Genomic DNA, 21,060 nt, shown 5'->3' with positions numbered 1-21,060 from the left:
TCTCTTGTGTTTGCCGGCGGGTTGCAGGACATTTTTCGTCCTTTCAAACCCTGCGAGTAAAGACCACGTCAATCAACAAGATGATCTCCGCCGTGTTCCTGGCTGGGAGCCTCGCAACTGCGCCCTTTGCGAGGGCCGGAAGGCTATAGCGGGCAAGTCAACATCGCGCTCTCTCGGGGTTTCCTCTGCAAGATAGCGTTACTTGGCTGCGGGAGTCTCGTCGTCCAGGGCCATGGGCGGCACCAGTCTCTGGGGATCCACCCGCCGGTCCTGCCAGCTCATACGCCAGTCCAGATGGGGCCCCGTTGCCCGACCCGTGGCCCCGACCTCTCCGATCTTGTCGCCCTGGGCAAGTTCGTCACCTACCTTTGCGGTCACCGCGCTCATGTGCAGGAAAGACGAGGAGAGACCGTAACCGTGATCGAGAATGACGGTGCCCCCTGAGTAAAAGAGATCGGCCTCGGCCAGTGTCACCTGTCCCGCCGCCGGCGCATAGACCGCGGTCCCTGTCGGTACAGCAATGTCCACGCCATAGTGAGGACTCCCCGGCTTACCGTTGTATACACGCTGGCTCCCGTAAACGCCGGAAATCGGTCCTTCGACGGGCCACACAAAGCCCCCATCGATCTGCATGAGCCAATCGGGGCGTTCCACAAGCTTCGCTTTCGCAGCGGCCACGCGCTGACGCTCCCTTCGAATACGCTCCAATTGCTCTTTTGGCGGCGTTACGGTGCGCTGGGGAACGCCTTCCACTCTTTGTATGCGGTACTCGCGTTGCGCGACGCGCAGCTCAAGCTCGCAGTCTGCGCCCACTTTCAAAACGCTGAGCGCCGGTGAATCACGATGAAATCCCGCGACCACGTAACCATTGGGAAGCACGGGCAGGGACCTATCATCAAGCCTGACTGTTTCACCCGGGCTCACCTTTGCCCAGATCAGCCCCCCCTCCACCGGGTCTCCCTGCACCGTAACGCACTGTCCCCAGGCCGACGCGTTCAGTGATAATGCAGCCGCGGCTGCAATAGCCCCTGGCATTGTTCTGTATTTTTTCATTGAGTCAGTTTAGTGCGCCCTCAATACCGCGGGCAATAGATAGCGCCTTCTTAACGCTGACGGGGCCTCGCAGCCGCCTTCCCTAACCGCCAGAGCATTCAGGCGCGTTAGAATAAGGCTCATGGGACGCTATAGAGCACCACGCCCGAAAGGGACGCCACTGATCACTGCTGCCGGTGAGGCGCGGCTGCGGGCGGAGCTTGATCGGCTATGGCGCCAGGAGCGCCCGGTGGTTGCCCTGGCGGTGCAGGATGCCGCCAGGAACGGCGACCGCTCAGAAAACGGTGACTACATCTATGGCAAGAAGCGACTTCGGGAGATCGACGGGCGCGTGCGTTTTATCTCCAAGCGCCTCGAAGTGCTGCAGGTAGTGCGGGAGCCCCCGGCGGACACCGCGCGCGTTTTCTTTGGCGCCACGGTCGAGGTCGAAGATCAACATGCCATCTCCCAGACCGTTACGATCCTGGGACCCGACGAATTTGAATCCGCCCGCGGCGAGGTGTCCATCGACTCCCCCATTGCCCGTGCGCTGCTGGGAAAGAGCGCAGGCGACTGCGTCAACCTTGAGAGTCCCGGAGGGCTCAGGGAACTCGAGATACTGGATGTGCGCTATTCCCGGGACTGACTAATCCCTAGTTCAGCGCCGCATATACCAGGGCTTCCAGCTGCCCCCGAAAATTGAAGGTACTTGAAGGTATGAGCTGCGTCATGAAGACCACGGCAAGCTCTTCGGCGGGATCCACCCAGAAGAGCGTGCTGGCCATGCCCCCCCAGTAGTAACTACCCCGGGAGGCAGGATAACCATTCTTTACCGGGTCAACTTTGGACGCAAAGCCCAACCCGAAACCAACGCCCTCGTGGTCCGTCTCGGTAAAGCCTGCCATGGCAACGCTGGCCAGGTCGGCACCGCCCGGCAAATGATTCGCCACCATGAGCTCCAGTGTTTTGCGGCCAATGATTCGCTGACCGTTCGCCGCACCGCCGCCAAGGAGCATCTGACAGAAACGCAGATAGTCCTCAACCGTGGATACCAAACCGCCGCCTCCGGAATAAAAACTTCTATCCATGTAGCGGGACGCCTGGGCATCGTCCTGAAGCACCACGCGCTTTTGCGCATCTCGCGTATAGCAGGAAGCGAAGCGGTCCAATTGATCCTCCCGGGGACTGAAGGCCGTATCGCGCATTCCCAGGGGTTCAAAAATCACCGCGCGAAGATACTCCGGCAGACTTTGTCCGCTGATGCGCTCAATGAGGAAACCCACCACATCGGTGGCAACAGAATAGTTCCAGCGTTCCCCGGGGGAGAATTCCAGCGGCAGCGTCGCCAGCTGTTCGATCATGTCATCCAGCGTGTAATTTTTGCTCGGCCATGCCACCTTCATCTTTCGATAGGCGCGATCGATTTCCGTGGTCTGCATAAAATCATAGGTAAGACCTGACTGATGGGTCAGCAGATCGCGGATACGCATGGGACGATCGACCTGCCGCGTTTGAAACTCGGGCCAGGCGCCCCCTTCACGGACCCGAAGGTCTTTCCAGGCGGGGATAAAGCGATGGACGGGATCATCGAGGGTGAATAGCCCCCGCTCCCACAGGGTCATCAGCGCCAGCGAGACAATGGGCTTGGTCATGGAATAAATGCGGAACAGCGTGTCTGTGGTCATGGGAAGCTGACGCTCCCTGTCACGGTCACCCAGGCCCTGTAGGTAGGCGAGCTGCCCTCCCCGCAATACCGCGGTCAGACAGCCAGTAATCTTTCCTGGCTTAACGTAGCTACGATCAAGATGTTCGCCGACACGCGCCAGCCGCTTTTCACACAGTCCCGCCGCTACGGCATCAATGTTCCCCAGATCCATCCGCTATTGCTCCAAAGTCACTCCTGTCAGCAGTCCGAAAGTGTAATGGAGCCTCGTAATAAGATATACAAAACTGCCACGTGAATTGCTGCCCTGTTGGCGACGCTGCTAAAATGACCAGCTTTTCTGCCACGCTTCTCCCCCAACTCCGGAAACCCGATATGAGCATGGATCGCCTGACAAATCTTGAAGGTCACGATGAATTCATCGCGCGGCACATAGGCCCCAACGAAGCGCAGCAAAGCGAAATGGCGCTGGCGGTGGGTTATGCCAGCGTTGACGCGCTCATCGATGCCACGGTCCCCACGAACATTCGCCTGAACGCTGCCATGAACCTGGACGGCCCGCAGCGGGAGGTAGATGTTATTGCCCGACTGAAAGCCATGGCGGAGAAAAACCACCTCTGCAAGAATTTTATCGGCATGGGTTATTACGGGACGCACACGCCGGCGGTCATTCAAAGAAACGTTCTCGAGAATCCAGGCTGGTACACCGCTTACACACCCTATCAGGCAGAAATATCCCAGGGTCGTCTGGAAGCACTGCTCAGCTACCAACAGGTCATCATGGACCTCACCGGTATGGAGCTGGCCAACGCCTCCATGCTGGACGAGGCAAGCGCAGCCGCAGAGGCCATGACGCTCACTCAACGGGTAAACAAAAAGAACAAAAGCACACGTTTTATCGTGGACAGCGATTGTCACCCGCAGACCCTGGCGGTACTAAAAACCAGAGCGGAACCCCTGGGTATAGAAATTGTGCATGGCGACGCAGAGTCCGAATTGCAGGAGGGCGACGCATTCGGACTGTTTGTGCAGTATCCGGGCAGCAGTGGGCAGGTGAGAGATCCCAGCGCATTGATCGAAAGCGCCCACGCAAAAAACACCCTCGTTGTGGTCGCCAGTGATCTTCTAGCGTTGTTATTGCTCAAAGCACCGGGAGAATTGGGAGCCGATGTTGTTGTAGGCAACAGCCAGCGCTTTGGTGTGCCCATGGGCTATGGAGGCCCTCACGCTGCATTTTTTGCTACGCGGGATGCCTACAAGCGCTCCACCCCCGGGCGCATTATCGGCGTGTCGGTAGATCGCGACGGCCGCCCGGCCCTGCGCATGGCCATGCAAACCCGAGAGCAACACATACGCCGGGAAAAGGCCACGAGCAACATTTGCACCGCGCAGGCCCTGCTGGCGGTGATGGCCGCCTTCTATGCCATGTATCACGGTCCGGAAGGTTTGCGTCGCATTGCCGAACGCGTGCAACTATTGACTGCAGGTCTTGCGAGCGCCCTGCGCGAAAGCGGTATCTCTGTTGAGAACAGCCATTTCATCGACACCCTGACCATCAACCCCAAAGACCAGCGAGAGGCCATCCTCGCCCGTGCTGCAGCGAACGACGTCAATCTCCGTTGCGACAAGGATGACACTCTGGGGATTTCCCTGGACGAGACCACCACCCGGGCGGACCTCGCACTGCTGATTGACGTCATTACAGGTGAGTCAGTAAACGTGGACGCGCTCGGCACCGAGAGCGGCATACCCGCTGATTTACAGCGGGATGTGGATTACCTCCAGCATCCCCTGTTCAACGAATACCACTCAGAAACAGAGATGCTGCGCTACATGCGTCGCCTGGAGAGCAAGGACATTGCCCTCAATCGCTCCATGATTGCTCTGGGTAGCTGCACTATGAAGCTCAATGCCACGACGGAAATGCTGCCAGTCACCTGGGAAGGCTTTGGGGCCATGCATCCCTTCGCCCCCGCTGATCAAGCCAAGGGCTATGGACAATTACTCACCGATCTGGAGCGCATGCTCACCGAGTGTACTGGTTATGACGCAGTGTCGCTGCAACCTAACGCCGGCTCCCAGGGGGAATATGCGGGTTTGCTGGTGATCAAGCGCTACCACGAAAGCCGCGGTGATCATGATCGCAATATCTGCCTGATACCCTCCTCCGCCCACGGTACAAACCCGGCTAGCGCTGTACTTGCCGGCATGCGCGTGGTGATCGTGGAGTGCGATGCGCTGGGCAATGTGGATATCGCTGACCTGCGCCAAAAGGCAGAAAAGCACAGCACAGAATTGGCGGCGATCATGGTCACCTATCCCTCTACCCACGGCGTATTTGAAGAGGGCATCGTCGAAGTCTGCACCATCGTTCACGAGCATGGCGGACAGGTATACGTCGACGGCGCCAATCTCAATGCCCTGGTCGGGCTCGCCGCCCCCGGTAAGTTTGGTGCTGACGTTTCACACTTGAACCTGCACAAAACCTTCTGCATACCCCACGGTGGTGGCGGGCCGGGCATGGGGCCCATCGGCGTAGGAGCTCATCTCCAACCTTTCCTTCCCTCCAACCCTGTAATGCCCGTGCCGGGCCTGTCCGCCGACAACGACGTAGTCTGTGCTACGCCTTATGGAAGTGCATCCATCCTGCCGATATCCTGGGCTTATATTGCGCTCATGGGTGCCTACGGTCTGACCCATGCGAGCAAGGTTGCCATCGTGTCGGCCAACTACATTGCCCATCGCCTGCGCGATCATTACGCCGTGCTCTACACCGGTAGCAGCGGCACCGTGGCCCATGAGTGCATTATTGATATCAGGCCCATCAAGGAAGGGAGCGGTATCGGCGAAGAAGACATCGCAAAGCGCCTTATGGATTTTGGCTTCCATGCGCCGACCATGTCCTTCCCCGTGGCGGGCACCCTGATGATCGAGCCCACAGAGTCGGAGTCCCTCGCAGAAATCGATCGCTTCTGTGACGCCCTGATTACGATTCGGGAGGAGATCCGCGAAGTGGAAAACGGCCGCTGGTCTCTTGAAGACAACCCACTGGTAAACGCTCCGCACACGCTTCGGGACCTCACCGCCGAAGAATGGCTCCATAGTTACAGCCGCCAACAGGCCGCCTTCGCCATGGATTCCTTACAGCAGGATAAATACTGGCCGCCCGTCAGTCGTATTGACAACGTCTATGGCGACCGCAATCTGTTCTGCGCCTGCCCATCCATCGACAGCTTCCGGGAAAGCAGCAGGGATGATGTGAAAGACAAAACAAGTTAGTAAAAGGGAAAACCAGTTAGTCACTTGCACCGCCGATCGACAAAGCCATTTGTAAAATTCTCAACGCATCTTCTGTAGTCGTCATGTGTTTGGAGATGGGGAGTAAACTCCGGTCGCTTCGAAGGACCTTCGACATAAACTGCACCCTGCGGCACGGCCCAAGTCAACCGGGGTAGTAAAGCCAGCGCCGAAGAGCGCTGTCGAGTCCTTGGACCCCGCCGGGGTAGCCGGCGGGCGACCAGCGCTGTTTTGCATTGCTTGGTGCACATCGTGCTTTCTGGGCCCTCTGCGCCAGTGCCATCAACCCGTCACGCCCTGGATCCGTAGTCATCATAAATGCGACGAGAGCACCGGCAGTCAGGTAACGCGACTGGATGTCACCCGCAAACCATCGCCTGGAATCAAGCGCAATGAGCTGTGGAAGCGGCATGACCCCACTACGCTCTGCACGCTCACTCCATTCACTGCGCGTTCGAAATTTCGCGGACTGCCATTGCACCTGCATAGACTCAAAATATTCAGCCAGACCTTCTCCGTACCAAGGCGGTAGTACACCGACCTGCCAGGTCGATATTAGGTGTGCAACTTCGTGAAAGATTACTTCAAGCAAACGGGCTTCGCTCATCTTGCGAGGATCATAAAATGCTACGGCCTCGTTTCGCGCAAGGCTATAAAAACCTGACGGCATTGGTCCATTGGCATCACCGCCCCAAGCGTCAAGAAAGCGTTTGCGATCACCGGTGATACGCAGGGCCACTTGGCTACGCACCAGACGATCTCGGCCGATCCATTGACCCCATTGTTCGTAGATGCGCATTGCGCCTCCGCGTAATCGCCCCTCAAGCGCACGATTGGGCGTCACGCCATCCCAGATCACCTGAGTCTCAAAGTCACGGTTGCCCTCATCCACACCCAACGTATCAGCGGTGAGTTCGGAGGGTGGCTCATCGCCAAAATTCCGAACACCGGTCTCGTCCACCCAGGTATAAGTGGTGCGGGCAGACCAGACTGGAACCGTGGATACATCCGGTGCTCCGCAGAGGAGGCTCATATCGTCGGCTGGCTGGTGCCATGCGCCTCGGCCAGCCTTAGCGACGGCATTCTGTACGGTCTGGATTCCACTCCGATCAACCAAATCGCTCAGTCCCTTCTCCGTCATTCGTTCAATAAACGCTGGCAATGGAGGCAGTAGGGATACAGCTCTATCGACCACCGGCCGCAGCGGGCTATCGACCCCCAGGTAAGTGTTGATTAGGCCCACCGTGGTCACCGCGATGAAGAACGCTGAGGTAAGGTAAAGGACGAGGAGCTTCAGGAGCCGCAGCTTCATACTAGTCTTGACTCCGACTGCTACTGCAATATGTGAAGATCATATCGATAGGGATCGTGATGGTTTGTTCGATTATCAATATTACAAATTGACCCACTGGGTCGATTTTGAATGCAATTTAACATCATCTATAAAGGACGAAACCACGATCGAATAGCCTCGGCGGCGGACGGCCCGCTCCCTGCGCCCCGTGTAACAAAACTGTCATACGCGCAAATGGCGCTCCCCTCAAAAGGCATCTACACTCGACAGTGTGAATTCTGACGAGGCGGTAGCGGTGGTAAGCACAACGCACCTATTGCCCCAGAGCGAGGCGGTATTTCTGGAGGCCGGCATTGGCACCTGGCGCTGGGATGCGACCAGCGGGGCATTTCAGCTGTCGGACGATGGCATTGAGATGCTCCAGGTGCGCGATGATGAGTTACCCCTCAGCATCGACACCATCATCACACAGATTCTCAATGAGGACGCTGCCGAGTTTCAGGCGGCAATGAGCGAGCTTGTAAGCGCCCCGGGACTCATCAAGGTCGATTTTCGTGCTCTATTGGAGGACGGCGGCATTCGCTGGTACCGCGCCATTGGGCAGAGCTACGCGTCCGCTGACGCTACTGTCACCCACGCCGCGGGTGTGTTGCTTGACGTGACCTCCCAGCGCAGCGCCGAGCAGTACTATGACGCTTTTTTCCAACAACCGAATGGCCTGCATCTGGTGGCCTCCATTGACGGAGAGATACGCCTGACCAACAGCGCCTGGCAGCTGGTGCTGGGCTACACCGAAGCCGAGCTAAGAGCCAAAAAAATTCTTGATCTTGTCCACCCTCAGGACCTGGAAGTCACCTTCAAGGAAATGGGCAAGCTCTCGAAGGGAATGAACGTCCTGTACTTTGAGAATCGCGTGCGACACAAGGATGGCAGCTATCGCGTTATCGCCTGGTCCGCGGCTACCGCAGAGCGTGAATCCGTTATCTGTGCGCTAGGGCAGGATATTTCTCAGGAGCACGCCGCCCGGCGCGGACTGTTCCAAGCGGCTGCGGTGTTCAAGAACAGCGGAGAAGGCATCCTCATCTCTGATACGGACGGGCGTATCCGTGACGTTAATGTCGCGTTTTCTCGCATTACCGGTTACAGCCGTGAAGAAGCCATTGGTCAATCGACAAACCTCCTTCGTTCTGGTCGCCACGATGCAGACTTTTACGCGGACATGTGGCGGACCATGCAAAAAGACGGCGTGTGGCGAGGAGAGATATGGAACCGTCGAAAATCTGGCACCGTCTTCCCCGAGCTTCTCACCATCAGCAAAATCGATGGACCCGACGGGGGCTACATGGCGATTTTCACAGACATCAGTCAGCTCAAGGAAACGGAAGAACAGTTGCAGAAGCTGGCGCATTACGACCCGCTCACCAACCTCCCCAATCGTTTCCTCATTAATGAACGGCTGGAGCACGGCGTCCGTAGAGCCCAGAGACGCTCAGACCGTCTCGCGGTTTTTTTCCTGGACATCGACGGATTCAAGAACATCAATGACAGCCTGGGTCACCTCGCGGGCGACAGACTTCTGCGGGCAACCGCCGATCGCCTACGGAATGTGCTGCGGGACGACGACAGTGTGGGGCGCATCGGCGGCGATGAATTCCTCATGGTACTGGACGATATTAGAACTTACGACGACGCCACTACTATTGCCGAGAAAATTATAGGTGTCCTGCGCAAACCCATGATTTTGGAAGGTCGCAGCATCTCCGTGAGCGCCAGCATAGGTATCAGCATTTATCCCGATGACGGGCAAACCGCTGAAACGCTCATGAGTAACGCCGATGCAGCCATGTACAACGCCAAGGATCAGGGGCGGGACACCTTTCGCTTTTACTCCGAGCACCTCACCCGTCAGGCGTTTCAGAATGTGCTCATTGACTCCGCGCTACGTGAAGCTATCGCTCGCAAGGAGTTCCGTCTCGCATTCCAGCCCCAGGTCAACACGGAGGATCAGTCGCTCCTGGGTCTCGAAGTACTCCTGCGCTGGCATCACCCCCCGCTTGGCACTGTCTCCCCCACACAGTTTATTCCCCAGGCGGAACGCACAGGACTTATCCGGGATATCGGTCATTGGGTGCTCGAGCAATCCTGCAAGCAAGGCAGCCAGTGGATTGCCGACGGACTGCAGTTCGGTCACCTGGCGGTTAACGTCTCAGCGCCGCAGTTTCGCGAAGAGGATTTTGTGGACCGGGTTCATCAAGTTCTCGCAGACACGGGGTTCCCCCCGGAAAAACTCGAGCTTGAGCTCACCGAAAGCGTATTGGTAAGAGACACGGAGAGACTCATTGAGAGCATGCACAAATTGCGCGCCCTCGGCGTGATGTTTGCCATCGACGACTTCGGCACGGGCTATTCCTCTCTCTCCTACCTCAAGCGCATGCCCATTGATCGACTCAAGCTGGACAAATCCTTCGTGGATCACATCACCAGCGACGACAGCGATCGCAGCATTGCCGGCGCTGTTCTCGCTCTGGGCGAGGCCATGGGCCTACCAGTCATTGCCGAAGGTATCGAACATGAGGAACAGGCGCGTGTTCTGCAAAGCCTTGGCTGCAAGCAATTTCAGGGCTATCTATACGGCATGCCCATGTATGGCCCGCGTGTTGAGGTGTTGCTCCGCGCCCACAAAGAAGGCGACAACTAGTCAGGCGGAAAACACCCCGCAAAAAAAAGGCGCCCGCAGGCGCCTTATCACTGTTGAATCACTACAGCTGCAGCTAGAAGCTGTAGCGGAAGTCTACCCCGTAGCTTCGCAGGGCCGAGGGATGCAAAAAGCTGCCCCCGAACTCTGGCGTAGGAATGACTTCCTGCAGATATTCCTCGTCGGTAATGTTACGACCCCACGCGGTCACCGCCCAGTTATCACCCTCAAGTCCTACCCGCAAGTCCACGGTGCTGAAGGCATCGCGGGAGGACTTGGAGAAGTTCTGGTTGAACCCGGGACCGAAGAAGGCGTTCCAGATCGTCGGCGTTTCTTCACCCTGGAGCGTGTGGAACCACATCTCTCCGGTGTATTGCCAGTCGACACGGCTCACCAGTTGCATATTGCCGCCCACGGGGAAGCTCAGCTCGGCACCCAGATTTCCCGTGGTCTCCGGCGCCTGGGGCACATCATTGCCCTCAGACAGGGGACGGTGCTCGTTCTTCTCGATCTCCGAGTCCATGAAGCCAACACCGCCATAAACGGTGAGGTATTCGGTGGCCACAAAGGTGAAGTCTGCCTCGATGCCCTGAATATACAGATCATCGATGGTCGTTACCGTTCGCAGAATACCGAAGGGACCTGCGTAGAACTCGAAGAACTGATTGTCCTCGACATCGGTGCGGAATGCAGCAGCATTCAAACGAAGACGTCTATCCATCCACTCGGACTTGAAGCCCACTTCGAAGGCCGTGGAGACTTCCTTGTCGTAATCATCGGTAACCTGAAGCTGAGCATCCACCACCTCACCCGGGCCGCCAAAGCCGGCGTTAAACCAGAAATTGAGAAGGTCCTCGGTACCGATGGCATTAAAACCACCACTGCGGAATCCCAGACCATAGCTAGCGTAAACATTCACCGCATCGCTAGCAGCCCAGTTCCAGGTCGCTTTGGGCTGAAACTGGCTGAAGTCCCGGGCACGATCCGGTATGCCGTTGGGGTTGTTGCCAAAGGCAGGGTTGATCGGCAGGGGCGCACCGGTTGCAGGGTCAAGAAGGTTAACGTTCAGACCGGAGTTGAGAACGTTGGGCACCTTGTTACTGACTTCCCGCTCTTCCCGGTCGTAGCGCAGGGCAAAGGCCAGCTCCATGGTGTCAGAGAGATCAAACTCCAGCTGACCATAAATAGCATAAACCTCAGTGTTGAATTCATCCCAAAACAGGAGGTCCGTAGGGTTCGGCCCGGTAGGATCGACGTAGGGCTGCTTGAGGAAGCCCTGTCCCTGATCTGCTCCGTAGCCCACCAGCGATTCCCGATCGATATCCGCGTAGTACACACCGGCAATCCAGCGAATAGCATCATCCTCAGGTCCCACCAGGCGGGCATCGATGCTGATGTCTTCCTGGTTCCGCTCCTGGTATTGATAGCCATCGCAGGTAAGGGGATTGTAGGGACCGTAGACGCCCAGGAAGTCGGCGCCGGGCGGCAGTACACCAAAGGGATTGAAAGGCTCGCCGAAAAGATCGGGGCGGGTAGAACTGTTCAGTTCTCCCCGACCGGCCTGACAGGAGGGTGTCAGCTCGTAGCCATAGAACGTGGCGGCGGTTCCGTCAGAAAGCAACGATTCCTCGAGGTCGCTGTAAGCGACATTGGCCACCAGGTCTGCAAAATCGAGGGCCCAATCGAGCTTGACGGCAAAGTCGGTAGTGGTCTGCTCGTTCTCACCGGGCGTGTTAAAGACAAAACGGAAATCAACATCGTTAACATCCTGGTTGTAGTTAGGCGCACCAAAAGCCTCTACGAAGGCAGGTATGGCGAAACCCGCATTGAAGTTAATAGCCCCCGCTGAGACATCAGAGTAACCACCGCGGAAGTCCAGACTCAGGTTATCCGTCACGTTCCACTTGAGACGGCCGCGGACACTGGTGTCTTCCAGGTAATCCACCACATCGTCCTGATTGGTGAATATGTTCTCGTAGAACCCGTCGGTTTCGCTGGTGCTGATGGCAATACGACCGAGCAACTTGTCCTCTACGATGGGGCCGCTGAACATGGCATTTGCCCGCACGGTACCGACATTACCAACGGTGCCACCCACCCGCGCTTCAAATTCGTTGGTGGGCTCTTTGGTGGTTACCAGGATGGCGCCGGCAACCGCGTTGCGACCATAGAGCGCGCCCTGGGGACCTTTGAGCACTTCAATCTGCTGTACATCAAAGAGCTCTTCGTTAAAACTGTTGGGGTTTGTGCTGAGTACGCCGTCCACCACATAGGCAAAGGTCGATTCGGCATCACGCGTTGAAATGATGCCGCGAATGCTCAACTGGGTATCACCCACGTTGGCTGAATCCACGAGGGTCACGTTGGGCACCAGCCCGACATAATCACCGGCGCGTTGAATACCCGCCCGCTGTATCGTGTCCTCATCGATAGCAGAAATCGCAATGGGCACTTCCTGAAGGTTCTCAGAACGTTTCCGCGCGGTCACCACAACCTCTTCAATGGACAGGTTATTACCCTGCGCCATCACCCATTGCGTCGCTGGTAGCAACAGTGTCGCTGCCAGAGCCTGCACTAGCGGTTTCTTCATGCTTTGCATTGCTGTTCTCCTACCCTCGTGAGTAATATTTGCCTTTTTTATTGCCGACGCCATCGGCGTCAATACCTTCGCTCCAGTCCATTTCCTTGAGGCGTCGCCACAAGGTGGTAGGACTGATACCTAACTCTTTACTGACCGCCGTTTTGTCACCGCCCCGGCGTCGCATGGCGTCAGCGATAGCCCGACATTCCTGCTCCTTAAGCAATCCCGCGGGCATAGCCTCTCCCGGCTGGGGCTGAGACAGCTCCGGAAGCAATTCATCGAGGCTGAGCTCGTCTATGGCAGTGTTGTGGGCTGCATTCACCGCAAGGCGCTCTGCGAAATTTTGCAGCTCACGAACGTTACCCGGCCATCGGTAGTGCTTGAACGGAGTTTTAAGCTTCGCCATGAGCGCCGGGATATCAAGCTCTACCGCGTATTGTCGCGCGTACTCCATTAGATAATGCGCGGCAATGGCAGACACATCCTCGGGCCGCTCGCGCAGGGGAGGAAGTCGTAAGGTAAATACGTTGAGACGGTAGTAAAGATCATCTCGAAACTGCCCGGCCTCAACGGCCTCCTGCAAATCGCTGTTGGTGGCCGCTATCACCTTAAAATCCAGCGGCAGTTCCCGGGTCCCTCCCACGGGACGCACGCTGTGCTCCTGCAGCACCCGCAGCAGTTTGACCTGCTGGGAAAGAGGCATTTCTCCCACCTCATCCAGATACAGCACGCCGCCGTTAGCCTGCTCCACAAGGCCGACGCGTCCGCCGCGCCGGGAGCTGGTAAAGGCGCCATCAACGTAGCCAAAGAGTTCGCTTTCAAACAGTTCGTTGGGAATACTTCCGCAGTTGATGGCCACCAACGCGCCATCACGGTAATCCGAGGCCTGATGGATTTCCCGGGCGATATGCTCCTTACCCGTGCCACTCTCTCCCTGAAGCAACACCGCCGCACTCCCTCGGGCGTAGGTGCGCGCCAGCTCGGCAACACGGGACATCTGCGGCGAGTCGATCACAAAGCGCCCGGGAGAACCGACGGACTCTCTCTCCACGGAGCGCGCTCGTGCCTGTTGCAGCGCCTCATCCAGCATCGCTCGTGCCGACTCCCGACTATAAATCAGTACCGCCGGCAAGCCGCGACGGCTGGCCAATTCGCAAATATAGCTGGGCCCCACAACGACGTCGGTGTTCCCCGCCGAGACCATGGCCAGCAGCTTTTCTGATGCCTCGTCGGTCGTTGTGTAGCTCTCGTGTTGCAAGCTCTCTCCCAGCAGGGAGGGCAGCGCACTGAAGAGGCGTCCCTCGGATTCCGCTTTAGCGGCATAGGTAAACACGTGGACACGTTCGCCGATGCGCCGAGCCCGGGCGACGGCATCCACGACATCAGTATCGGTGACGGGCTGGGCGATAACCGGCAGCTTGAGTGAGTTTTGCAAAAATGCCGCATTGGAGCCCGCACTGGCCACCACATCCGGGTTGTGCTCTTTCACCAGAGCGTGATAATCCACGCTGCCCGAGGCCACCGACTCTACAATGATAATCTCCGCCTCATCCTGATAATCAGGAAGCACGGCATTAATAAGCTCACTGAATTTGCGGTAACCGATAAGGAGGATGCGGGCTTTGTTACTCATGATGGGCCTTTGAGTGCATTGACCACATCAGCGACCGAAACCACCTCAGCATACTTGGCGTGCATGTCATGAAGATTTGCGGCGTGGGCTTCGCTGTTGCGGTCACCTACCGCCTCCCGGGGCACCCAGACCACGAAGTCGTGTTGCAGCCCATCAACAACCGAGGCGCGGACGCAGCCGCTAGTGGTCAGTCCCACGACCACCAGTGAGTCGACGGATTGATCCTTCAGCCATTCGTCCAACCCGGTACCAAAGAAGGCACTGGCGTGGTGCTTCGCAAAAACCGGCTCCGACCCCTGGGGGCGCAGCCGCTCGTCCACTGTCGATGCAGCACTGCCCTCGACCAGCATGTTCAGCGTCGGCAAGCGCGCGCGAAAGACCGCGGCCTGCGCATCATCTGAATACGCCACGGTGGTGAAACACACAGGCAACCGCCGTTCCCGAAAGGACTCCTGGAGCTTTGCACAGGCCTGCACCACCGCATCGCTTTCTGAACCCAAAGGGCTGGCAGCATCCGTGAATGCGTTGATCATATCGATCAACAGCAATGCCGGACGCGCTCCCAGGGGCTGCGATTGACGGGCGAGATCAGCCATGAATCAGGCGTGGGAGTCCGAAGGAAACTGCGGCGCAATGGGCGGCGGCAGATGAGTCTCCTCCTCGCAGCGGGCCTTGATTTCCTCAATGGTGCCGCCGCGGTTGAAAAGCGGCTGCTCATCACTGCGTGCGGCCCGAAGCTCTCTGCGAAGCGCTTCTGTGGCATCGCTATCTACACTGCCGTCGGCCGCGATCACCACGCCGTAGCGCCTGGCGCCTTCAACACTGACCAGGCGCCGCGCAACATCGGCGCGCACCAGCTCCGGATCCCGGGCGAAGGGATCACCCCAGCCACCGCCACCCCAGGTGTTGAAGTAAAGCAAGTCACCCGCTTTCACCTTGATGCCCTCGACCTTGGCAGGAAGCCACTGTTCGCTCCCATCCACACGCACCAGACGCTTGGTGGAGCGCTGCCCTGTATCGCCGCCGAGCACTCCCCAGGGGTGGGTCAACCAGCGCTCATCGTGGATACCGATCTCGCCGTCGGCCAGAAAACGATAGGCGACGGAGAGCCCGTTGCCGCCGCGGTGTAAGCCCGCGCCCCCGGAGTCCCGAATAGTCTCGTAACGTTCAATACGCAGGGGGAAGTAAGACTCGATGAATTCATTGGGTACATTGGTAAAGCCCGGCCACAGGGAGTGACCATCGGGGCCGTCACCGACGGGACGGCCGGGGATACCACCAAAGCCAATCTGGAACAGCTGAAACCATTCGCCGTCCTTGCCCGGGCGATGATCATAGCCCGAGTAAAACAGGTGGGGTGAGTCAGAAAAGCCAGCCGCGTTGAGCATCTGCTCCGGCGCGCCCATCCCCAGCAATGCGCCCAGAAGATCAAAGATGCGGCCTAGAGCGTGCGTTCGTCCGGACAGCGCCGCGGGAAACCTGGGCTTGAGGAGCGTGCCCTCGGGAATGCGCACATCCACCAGATCGTAGAACCCATCGTTGAACACGATCTGGGGGTCCACGACGTTAATAGTGAAGGACCCGAAGAACATCTTGAACATGTCTTCGTTGAGGAAAAAATTCACCGAGCTTTGGGCCTGGGGATCCGTACCATCAAAATCAAAAATCGCGGTAGACCCCTCGCGCCACATGCGGCACTTGATGCGATAGGGCCCCATGCCCATACCGTCATCACAGAGATAATCCTCAAACTCCCGGGGTTCTTCCGGGATAAACATTTCAATGATGTGCTTCATCGCGGCATGGTTACGATCAAGCATCACATCCATAGTGGACGAGAGAATATCGTCGCCAAATCGTTCTGCCAGTTCCACACAGCGTTTGGCTGCGGTGTTGCAGGCCGCCACCAGGGCATTGAGATCGAAGCGATTCCACTGGGGCGTGCGCACGTTGTGCAGGATCAGTTCCAGAAGATCCGTTTGGAGCTCTCCCCGCTTATACAACTTGGTCGGCGGTATGCGGATACCTTCCTGATAAATGGTGGTGGCCTCGATGGGGATGGAACCCGGCACCATGCCACCATTGTCTGACATATGACCGAACATGGCGGACCAGGCGATGTGACGCCCGCCCTTGAAGACCGGTACCAGCACTACCCAGTCCGGTAGATGCGATACCGCAGCATTACACATGTAGGGATCATTGGTAAGAATAATGTCCCCTTCCTCGATCTCGGCGTCATAGGCTTCCAGGAAGGGGCCAATGAAAGATCCAAACTGCCCCACCACCATTTTGCCTTCCCGGTTGGCGATCATGGGGAAGCAATCGCCCTGCTCGCGAATACCCGGTGACATGGCGGTTCGAAACAATACCGCGTCCATTTCTTCGCGGGCGTTGCGCAGGGCGTTTTCAATAATATCGACAGTGACGCCATCGACCTCGACGCTCTGAAGCGCGGCGCTGTTACTCTCTTTAATTGTCGCGGGCATATCAGGCGCCTCCCTCTGTAGACTTGCTTGAGCTGGGATTGATTAACAGGTTACCGACGGCATCGACCCTGGCTGTGTAGCCCGGTAGGACTACGGTCGTGGAGTCCATCTCGGCGACGACGCAGGGCCCTGCCACATCCAGGCTTTCATGAAGGCCACCGCGATCGTAGATCGGCGCCGGATGCCAGGCCCCCTCAAAGTAAAATCGGCTGTCGTGGATCTTGCACTGCTCAAGAGAGTTTTCGCTCACGCCGATGCGCTTGTCCGCAATCTTGCGCGCCGCCGCTTTCACCACAGCGCGAATCATGAGTATTTCGTGGCCGTCACCCAGCTTGAAGGTGAAGAGCTGCTCATGCTCGGCATCAAAGGCTTCCGTGAGCAGCGACACGCCTTTGTCCACCAAATCTTTCTCGTCAAAATCCACGGTGATCTGGAAAGCCTGTCCCGCGTAGCGCAGATCGGCCTGGTAAGATACTTCCTGCTCGTCGTCCGGTATGCCATCGGCGCGGAGGGACTCCCCGGCGCGATCGCGCAGTTCGTGCAGGTCAATGAGCATCTGCTCATCACTAAGGTCACCGGCCATCATGAGATAAGTCCGCGCCGCTTCGTCCTGCACCTGGGTGGTGGCGTCACCATAGGCGCAGAGCACACCGGGGCCGGGAGGGACGATCACCGGCCAGGCATCCGTGAGAATCCCCAGCGCATTGGCATGGAGAGGACCCGCGCCGCCAAAACCCACAAGGGCAAAATCCCGCGGGTCATAGCCCTGCTCCACCGATACCAATCGCAGGGCACCGAACATGGATTCGTTGACGATCTTGATAATCCCTTCGGCCGCCTCCATGAGATCAATACCCATGGCGTCAGCAACCTTCTGCACCGCTTTTTCCGAGGCATCGCGGTTGATGTCCATCTTCCCGCCGAGCTGTACGTCCGAAGGGAGATAACCCAGGACCACGTTAGCATCGCAGACCGTTGGCTCCTCACCACCCTTCATGTAGCAGGCAGGACCGGGTACCGCACCCGCGGACTCGGGCCCCACGCGCAGGGCTTTGGTCAATTCCGGTACGAAGGCGATGGAACCGCCACCGGCACCCACGGTACGCACATCCACGGAGGGCGCACGGACACGCACATCACCCACAATGGTCTCCCGGCGAACTCGCGCCCGAGCGTCCTGAATCAACGCCACGTCCGTGGAGGTGCCGCCCATGTCAAAGGTGAGAATATCCCGGTAACCCGCCCGCTCGCAGAAGTAAATAGCACCCGCCACACCGCCGGCAGGTCCACTCATCAGAAGATTCACCGGTGAATCCGCGGCGGCACGCGCTGAAGCCAGGCCGCCGTCTGAGCGCAAGATAGAGAGCTGCGCGCCTTCCCCAAGCCGCTCATCCAGGGCCCCCTGGAGATTGTTGACGTAGCGCGCCACCTCGGGTCGCACATAGGAGTTAACGACAGTGGTTTCCGTGCGCTCATACTCCTGCATCTCTGGCACGACATCGCTGGACACTGAAATGGGCGTGTCGCCAAAAATCTCCGCCGCTATCTTGGCCACCTGACGCTCGTGCTCTGAATTGATGTAAGCGTTGATGAGGCAGATGGTGAGAGCTTCGACTTCACCGCGATCACGCAGAGTTTGAAGATCCCGTCGCAGCGCATCCTCATCCACGGGCTCCACTACCGCGCCGTCGGCAGCGATGCGTCCTGTGGCACCAATGGTCAGTTCCAGCGGTGCCAGCAGCGGACTTTTTACAAAGCTGACCCAGCCACCGAGCCCCCCGGGGCAATAGGACCTCGCAACCTGCAAGGTGTCCTCAAAACCGGCGGTGGTCACCAGGCCTACGCGAGCGCCCCGCCCGGTGAGCACCGCATTGGTGGCAACGGTCGTGCCGTGCATCACCAATTCTATTTCCCGGGGGTCCACACCGGACTCCTCGCAGATACGCGCGATGCCGTTGAGCACACCGATGGACGAATCCTCCGGCGTTGATGGAACTTTCGCCGTAAAAGTTTCGCCGCTCTCTTCATTGAGCAGCAGAAAATCTGTGAAGGTTCCGCCTACATCTACGCCTAATCGGTAACTCATTCCTCGTCCTTCTTCCACTGTCTGCCTGTTAAAATTTGCTGTCGGACTCGCCGACCATCGTCACCTACCTGAACCGTACTCAAGCCGCATTGCGACTGAGCCAGTAGTGTGCCCTTCCACCCTGGGGCCGGCCGAGCATATCGCTCACTAGATCCACCACGCCCAAAAGCGCCGACATATCCACCCCCGTCGGACACCCCATTTGCTCACACATCATCACCACGTCTTCCGTCGCTACATTGCCCTTTGCGCCTGGCGCAAAGGGACAGCCACCGAGTCCGCCGACAGACGCGTCAAAGCGCCGAATTCCACTCTCCATCGCTGCGAAGACGTTGGCCAGACCCAGAGCCCGGGTGTCATGAAAATGACAGGCAAGCTGTGCGCTGTCGTGCTCCTGACAAAGGGCAGACATCAAAGCTTTGACCTGTGCGGGGTTGGCCGCGCCGATGGTATCGGCGATGACCAGCTCAGTTGCGCCCGCCTCCAAGAGCTGTGCCGCCAGGCTGCGGACATAGCCCGGATCCACCGGCCCCTCAAAGGGACACTCGAAGGCCACCGCCAGGTAGGCCTGCACCCGATTGCCGTCACCATCGCCACGGTCAATCACCGCCCGGGCCACCTCCATGGTCTGGTCCATGCTCAGATTGATGTTCTTCTGATTCATAGTCTCCGTGGCCGACACCACCACGGCCATGGTTTCTACCCCCGCATCACGGGCCAGTTCGTAGCCTTTCATGTTGGGTACCAGAGCACTGAGCTCCACACCCTCACGATGTCCCAGCCGACGCGCGAGATCTCCGGTACCGGCCATCTGCGGAACCGCTTTGGGTGATACAAAACTGCCCATCTCCACATGCCGGATGCCGGCATCGAGCACTGCCTCAACAAAAGCAAAGCGCTGATCCAGAGTCAGCGATCCCTCCTGACTCTGCAGCCCGTCGCGGGGTCCTACCTCGTTAATGATGATGCGATCGTTCATGCCACGGCTCCCGTCTGGCGCAGATCCGCCAGCTGACCGTCGCTGTATCCAAGGAGGTCTTTCAGAACCGTCTCCGTATGCTGTCCAAGGAGCGGCGCTGGAGAAAAGCTTTCCTCGTCGGTACGTGAAAGCTTGATGGGGTTACCCGGGCCACGAGTGCTTCCACCCTCGGGATGCTTGAGTTCCACCACCATGTTTCTAGACAGTACCTGCTCATCTGCCAGTGCCTCATCGAGAGTGTTTACGCGAGCGCAGGGAATGCGTTTTTCTGTAAGCCGTTCAAGCCAGTACTCGGAGTCCCGGGTAATGAGAATCTCGCTCAGGCGTCGGTCGATAAACTCCTTGTCCGCCAGGCGCGCCGGCTGGGTTCGATACTTCTCTTCCCGAAACGCCGGCTCGTCAATGACGTCCAGAAGATTGTCCCAGAAGCTATCGAAGATCACCGCGATAATGATATGACCGGTGGCCGTGGGATAGCTGTTGTAGGGCACATGGACAAAATGACTGTTGCCGATAGGATGGGGGACCTCGCCGGAAAGAAAATACATGGTGGCCATGTAATTGAGCATGGAAATCTGGCAATCAAGCATGGAGATATCGACATGCTGACCAATACCACTCTGCTCTCGCTCGTAGAGCGCTGCGAGGACACCCATGACGCCGAACATGCCCCCCCCGAGATCACCGATGGGGATGCCGGCCCGGGTCGGCTGCCCCGCGTCCTGCCCGGTGATGGACATGCCGCCACCAATGGCCTGTACAACCTGATCAAAGGCGGGTCGCTGATAATTGGGGCCGCCGGAACCGAACCCCGATATGGAGCAGGTGATGATGCGCGGATTGATTTCTTTCAGGTGGGCAAAATCGATTTTCAACTTCGCCGCAACACCGGCGCTAAAATTCTCCACAACGATGTCGCTGTTGCGAACGAGATCGTAAAACACTTCAAGGCCCGCCTCGCTCTTGAGGTCCAGCGCTACGCTCTGTTTGTTGCGGTTCAGGGTCACGTAATAGGCGCCCTGCCCCTTGAGCGAATTCCTGGGGTCACTCGCCAGTAGCTTGCGCGTCCCCTCACCCTTGAGAGGCTCTACCTTGATCGTTTCGGCACCCAGGTCCGCAAGAATCATCGCGCCATAGGGTCCCGACAGCATGTGCGTGAGATCCAGCACTCTTACGCCTCGAAGGGGTTTTGCCATACGGTCGCTCCTCTTGTTCTTCTTCGGTGGTACACGCCCAAGGTTCGCGGCTGCTTTGCAGCACTTGCGACCTTTCCACTTGCTGTTGTCACTTTTCCTATTCTTCTATCGCAAG

Annotated in this window: 13 protein-coding genes; 3 read left to right on the top strand and 10 right to left on the bottom strand. The window is 58.0% G+C overall.

Features of this window, described 5'->3' with window-relative positions; all coding sequences use genetic code 11:
* Window positions 1-198: 198 nt before the first annotated feature.
* Window positions 199-1,035, bottom strand: coding sequence for a M23 family metallopeptidase (locus ACTG3T_RS12290; RefSeq protein ID WP_439102566.1), 837 nt, complete (start codon window positions 1,033-1,035; stop codon window positions 199-201).
* A gap of 139 nt (window positions 1,036-1,174) precedes the next feature.
* Here ACTG3T_RS12290 and greB point away from each other — a divergent pair, with 139 nt between their 5' ends.
* Window positions 1,175-1,678 (top strand): transcription elongation factor GreB, encoded by a 504-nt coding sequence (greB, locus tag ACTG3T_RS12285; RefSeq protein ID WP_439102565.1) that lies wholly within the window; start codon window positions 1,175-1,177, stop codon window positions 1,676-1,678.
* A gap of 7 nt (window positions 1,679-1,685) precedes the next feature.
* Here greB and ACTG3T_RS12280 read toward each other — a convergent pair whose 3' ends face one another.
* Entirely contained in the window at window positions 1,686-2,909 is a 1,224-nt protein-coding gene (locus ACTG3T_RS12280) for a serine hydrolase domain-containing protein (protein ID WP_439102564.1), read from the bottom strand.
* A 161-nt stretch (window positions 2,910-3,070) separates the two neighbouring features.
* Between ACTG3T_RS12280 and gcvP the strand changes: the two genes are divergently transcribed.
* On the top strand, window positions 3,071-5,974 hold the full coding sequence (gcvP, locus tag ACTG3T_RS12275) for an aminomethyl-transferring glycine dehydrogenase (RefSeq protein WP_439102563.1): 2,904 nt from the start codon (window positions 3,071-3,073) through the stop codon (window positions 5,972-5,974).
* A gap of 163 nt (window positions 5,975-6,137) precedes the next feature.
* On the opposite strand, the gene ACTG3T_RS12270 is transcribed toward gcvP, so the two are convergent.
* Entirely contained in the window at window positions 6,138-7,304 is a 1,167-nt protein-coding gene (locus ACTG3T_RS12270) for a DUF4124 domain-containing protein (protein ID WP_439102562.1), read from the bottom strand.
* A 253-nt stretch (window positions 7,305-7,557) separates the two neighbouring features.
* On the opposite strand from ACTG3T_RS12270, the gene ACTG3T_RS12265 reads away from it, so the two are divergent.
* Entirely contained in the window at window positions 7,558-9,984 is a 2,427-nt protein-coding gene (locus ACTG3T_RS12265; protein ID WP_439102561.1) for a sensor domain-containing protein, read from the top strand.
* A 73-nt stretch (window positions 9,985-10,057) separates the two neighbouring features.
* Here the strand turns inward: ACTG3T_RS12265 and ACTG3T_RS12260 are convergent, their stop codons facing one another.
* The 7 genes from ACTG3T_RS12260 to ACTG3T_RS12230 form a co-directional block, all read right to left on the bottom strand.
* Window positions 10,058-12,571 carry a TonB-dependent receptor gene (locus ACTG3T_RS12260; RefSeq protein WP_439102560.1) on the bottom strand — a complete coding sequence of 838 codons (2,514 nt, stop codon included), beginning with the start codon at window positions 12,569-12,571 and terminating at the stop codon, window positions 10,058-10,060.
* Between the two features lie 19 nt (window positions 12,572-12,590).
* A complete protein-coding gene (locus ACTG3T_RS12255) occupies window positions 12,591-14,195 on the bottom strand; it encodes a sigma 54-interacting transcriptional regulator (RefSeq protein WP_439102559.1) in 1,605 nt (534 codons plus the stop codon).
* Complete coding sequence (locus ACTG3T_RS12250) at window positions 14,192-14,791, bottom strand: isochorismatase family protein (RefSeq protein ID WP_439102558.1); 600 nt, start codon at window positions 14,789-14,791, stop codon at window positions 14,192-14,194. The genes ACTG3T_RS12255 and ACTG3T_RS12250 overlap by 4 nt, the downstream gene beginning before the upstream one ends.
* A 3-nt stretch (window positions 14,792-14,794) precedes the next feature.
* Entirely contained in the window at window positions 14,795-16,684 is a 1,890-nt protein-coding gene (locus ACTG3T_RS12245) for a hydantoinase B/oxoprolinase family protein (protein WP_439102557.1), read from the bottom strand.
* Window position 16,685: 1 nt separating this feature from the next.
* Window positions 16,686-18,770 (bottom strand): hydantoinase/oxoprolinase family protein, encoded by a 2,085-nt coding sequence (locus ACTG3T_RS12240; protein ID WP_439102556.1) that lies wholly within the window; start codon window positions 18,768-18,770, stop codon window positions 16,686-16,688.
* A 79-nt stretch (window positions 18,771-18,849) separates the two neighbouring features.
* Window positions 18,850-19,749 (bottom strand): hydroxymethylglutaryl-CoA lyase, encoded by a 900-nt coding sequence (locus ACTG3T_RS12235; protein ID WP_439102555.1) that lies wholly within the window; start codon window positions 19,747-19,749, stop codon window positions 18,850-18,852.
* Window positions 19,746-20,945, bottom strand: coding sequence for a CaiB/BaiF CoA transferase family protein (locus tag ACTG3T_RS12230; protein ID WP_439102554.1), 1,200 nt, complete (start codon window positions 20,943-20,945; stop codon window positions 19,746-19,748). Before ACTG3T_RS12230 ends, ACTG3T_RS12235 begins: the two co-directional genes overlap by 4 nt.
* Window positions 20,946-21,060: the final 115 nt, after the last annotated feature.

It is taken from the genome of Congregibacter sp., assembly GCF_965660375.1.
Classification (GTDB): Bacteria; Pseudomonadota; Gammaproteobacteria; order Pseudomonadales; family Halieaceae; genus Congregibacter.
This window is presented reverse-complemented; position numbering and strand designations above follow the sequence as displayed.

Bases quoted from the DNA above. Each gene is read 5' to 3' on its own strand.
- ACTG3T_RS12250 (WP_439102558.1), bottom strand. From the start codon at position 14,791: ATGGCTGATCTCGCCCGTCAATCGCAGCCCCTGGGAGCGCGTCCGGCA.
- ACTG3T_RS12245 (WP_439102557.1), bottom strand. From the start codon at position 16,684: ATGCCCGCGACAATTAAAGAGAGTAACAGCGCCGCGCTTCAGAGCGTC.
- ACTG3T_RS12230 (WP_439102554.1), bottom strand. From the start codon at position 20,945: ATGGCAAAACCCCTTCGAGGCGTAAGAGTGCTGGATCTCACGCACATG.
- greB (WP_439102565.1), top strand. From the start codon at position 1,175: ATGGGACGCTATAGAGCACCACGCCCGAAAGGGACGCCACTGATCACT.
- ACTG3T_RS12290 (WP_439102566.1), bottom strand. From the start codon at position 1,035: ATGCCAGGGGCTATTGCAGCCGCGGCTGCATTATCACTGAACGCGTCG.
- ACTG3T_RS12240 (WP_439102556.1), bottom strand. From the start codon at position 18,770: ATGAGTTACCGATTAGGCGTAGATGTAGGCGGAACCTTCACAGATTTT.
- gcvP (WP_439102563.1), top strand. From the start codon at position 3,071: ATGAGCATGGATCGCCTGACAAATCTTGAAGGTCACGATGAATTCATC.
- ACTG3T_RS12255 (WP_439102559.1), bottom strand. From the start codon at position 14,195: ATGAGTAACAAAGCCCGCATCCTCCTTATCGGTTACCGCAAATTCAGT.
- ACTG3T_RS12260 (WP_439102560.1), bottom strand. From the start codon at position 12,571: ATGAAGAAACCGCTAGTGCAGGCTCTGGCAGCGACACTGTTGCTACCA.
- ACTG3T_RS12235 (WP_439102555.1), bottom strand. From the start codon at position 19,749: ATGAACGATCGCATCATCATTAACGAGGTAGGACCCCGCGACGGGCTG.
- ACTG3T_RS12270 (WP_439102562.1), bottom strand. From the start codon at position 7,304: ATGAAGCTGCGGCTCCTGAAGCTCCTCGTCCTTTACCTTACCTCAGCG.
- ACTG3T_RS12280 (WP_439102564.1), bottom strand. From the start codon at position 2,909: ATGGATCTGGGGAACATTGATGCCGTAGCGGCGGGACTGTGTGAAAAG.